We start from the raw sequence: 2,892 nt of genomic DNA, 5'->3' as shown, positions 1-2,892 counted from the left end.
CAAAGTTAGGACTAAGCATAATGTAAATATTTCATTTTTGTTCGCGACTGTTTAGCTTCAAAGATTACTTTATGGTTTTCACTAAGGTTTCAAAACCGCAGTTTATCCTAATAACTAAGTAATCAAAAGGATAAAATATTCATCATTACTACAGTAATTCTTATAAGCTTTAAACGTCTAAAAATAGAATGGAGGGAAGATACATGAGCTACAAATGCGAAGTATGCGGAAAAGAATTCAAAACAAAAAGAGGACTAGCAGTCCATAAAAGAGTCCACGCCAAAAAACAATAAAACAATTAAACATACCAATTTTTTCCCTTATTCTTAACTCCTGTCTCCGTCCTCTAATGGGACGGAAATACCCCGGGAGTCTTGGGGGTTACCTCCCTTTACGGAGGCTACTCGATCATGACCAACAATAAAAGACAACGGCTTACTCACGTTGCTTAACACAGCACCAGTAGCAATCTTCAATATGTTCAAAGCACCATTCAAGTCAGCATGCATCTTATGATTAAACGGACAAACAACAACACCCCTTTCCTCACGCACAACCTCAACATCATGAAACGCACAAAATTTTGATGTATTATACTCTATTACCTCAAACACTCTGATACCATACTCCTGCGCCTTGAGCTCAATGATATCCATCAGCTTGCGATAAGACCACAAGTTAACTGTGAACTTATTGCCGATATCCTGCGCAATATTGAAAGGATAGCCCAAGTACAGTTCAGAAACACCCAAGCCCCACAAACGCTTCACCAAATGATTAGCCAAATTCCTGTACAAATGCAACAAACGCCTGTAAAGTTTCCTAAACAAACGCCCCTTCACCCTACTCCACCTCTTGAACTCACCAAGCCTACCAGCATTCCTAGCATTATCAGCGAGGGATTGCGCCTCAGCAATCCGCTTCTCAAAATAGAAGTAGTCCTCCTTCGCCCTAACACCCTTATAGAGTAACCACGTGCCATCATCAACCACAACACTCGCCAAAATATTAATACCAAGATCAACAGCAGCTTTCTTACTACCCTTTGGTTCAGCAATCCGAATGCGTTTCCTCTCGCCATGTACGATGTGTTTGCTTGTTTTGCCGGTTTTTGTGTTTTCTGTGCCGACGTCAACTGGTATATGAGCATACCATGCCCTCTTAACCTCATCGTAGATGATTTCTAGTCTGCCTTGTTTGCCGTGCCATTTTAGTTTTCCTGTGAAGGGTATTTCTATGTTCCAGTCTTTTAAGTAGAGTGAGCGCTCATGAATCTCGTAACGGTCGTTTCTAATGATTAGTATTAGTTTTCTCTTGTTTGTTTTCCTGTCTTTCCAGTAGCCTGGTGGTGAGATGCGCTGTATGTGTTTTGGTAGTTTGCCTTCTTTTTTCTGTTTTAGTAGTTCGAAGAATGCATGCCATGCTTCGTTGTTCTTTTGTATGATGGTCTGTGCTGTAACGCTGCCCAGTATTTTCTTATATTTTTCGTAGTATTCGTTTGCTGTTCCTTTGAGGTCTATGTGTTTGTTGTTGAAGTATTGTTGTCTTCTTTCGTACGTGAGTTCGTTCCAGAGTTTTGCGCATGTGTTTGCTAGTTTTTTCAGTCTTTTTTCTCTGAGTATTAGTTTTATGATGTTTGTTCTTATGTTTGTGAGTGGGATTTCATTGATGCGCTTGCCTGGTATTGCGGGAGTAAGAATCGGCTCCCGCTCCTCATGTTTTAAGAGTTGACCAGGCGTGCGCATCTCAACCCCATCAGATTTTGTGCAGCACATATATTTAAAAACTTAACTGTTAAAAACAAAACATTTCGAAAAACTATTTGTTTATATTAGCTAACCATTAACTAACATAAACTAACACATACGTTTATACACATGCTACTTTTAGCTAAAAGCGTAAAGTAGCATAAAAAAATAATGCTACCAGGAGTAAATAATGTTATTCGATCCGAGACCCAAGGAATCTCGTAGTGAATTGTTCAATAGGGAAAGAGAGCTCAGCTCGTTAGAATTAAGAGAAGCAGCTAAAAAACTGACCATAGTGTCGTCATCTGTAATAGAAAATAGTGTGCTTTTTACCTTATGATTTATAATGTCTAAGTAATATTAAGCTCCATAATTATAAAGTTTGTAGCTGAATAACGACACTATGAAACTGACACTCTAGCTTCTTAAACTAGAAATACTGATCCACTGATATCTGTATTCAAATGTGAGAGTCCTTCTAATAATTAATCCTGGGGATTATGAGTTAGATTTAATTTTACTAGAGCATTTCAAAAATTTTTGAAAATGAAAAAGGGCAAGGAGTAGAAAAAGATTCTCAAGGAAGCTTTTTTCTTTCGATCAAGCTCCATAAGACACGCTTTTAAATGAAGTATATCATTTTCAGCAATTCTATCCACTAAAAACATAAAATCTTCTGATGCGAGATCTTTCCACTTTCTAATTTCATTCGTATATCGCTCATAACATGTTATAAACATGAAAGAGTTTGTAGCATACTAAGGATTTAAAACATGTAGAAACTGAAGTCATGCGTATACTCAATTGAAAATAAAAAAACTAGAAGAACTACTAAACAAAATAATAAACTACTTGAAAACATATGCAAAAGAATTAAAAGAAACCTTCACATCAGCCGAAATGGAGTAGAAGAGCGTTTTCCTATGATTTTTATTCTCCACGAATAATTTTTCTTTACCTGATTATATATTATACTCATAAAATAAACATCACGGTCTAAAAACTTCAAAATTATTGTCTCAGCAATCAGCATTAGGAACCAAAACCTAAGCTCCCACCGAAAAACATTAATCCTATGATCAAACTCTCTCATAAAATCATCAAACTCATTATTAATATTCATAATCACCTTATCCCTTTCATC

Annotated in this window: 3 protein-coding genes; 1 reads left to right on the top strand and 2 read right to left on the bottom strand. The window is 36.7% G+C overall.

The features are described from left to right. Positions 1–188 precede the first annotated feature (188 nt). Positions 189–293 carry a C2H2-type zinc finger protein gene (locus MRT15_RS12660; RefSeq protein WP_369684975.1) on the top strand — a complete coding sequence of 35 codons (105 nt, stop codon included), beginning with the start codon at positions 189–191 and terminating at the stop codon, positions 291–293. A 33-nt stretch (positions 294–326) separates the two neighbouring features. On the opposite strand, the gene MRT15_RS11005 is transcribed toward MRT15_RS12660, so the two are convergent. Then, positions 327–1,745 (bottom strand): transposase, encoded by a 1,419-nt coding sequence (locus MRT15_RS11005; protein WP_304330237.1) that lies wholly within the window; start codon positions 1,743–1,745, stop codon positions 327–329. 889 nt (positions 1,746–2,634) lie between these two features. Further along, the coding region (locus tag MRT15_RS11000; protein WP_304330236.1) for a hypothetical protein at positions 2,635–2,892 on the bottom strand (258 nt) is incomplete at its 5' end.

Origin of the sequence: Candidatus Culexarchaeum yellowstonense (assembly GCF_024707025.1) — an archaeon.
Classification (GTDB): Archaea; Thermoproteota; Methanomethylicia; order Culexarchaeales; family Culexarchaeaceae; genus Culexarchaeum.
This window is presented reverse-complemented; position numbering and strand designations above follow the sequence as displayed.

What these genes read in the sequence shown, in the direction of transcription:
- MRT15_RS12660 (WP_369684975.1), top strand. Translation starts at nt 189, where the DNA reads ATGGAGGGAAGATACATGAGCTACAAATGCGAAGTATGCGGAAAAGAA.
- MRT15_RS11005 (WP_304330237.1), bottom strand. Translation starts at nt 1,745, where the DNA reads ATGCGCACGCCTGGTCAACTCTTAAAACATGAGGAGCGGGAGCCGATT.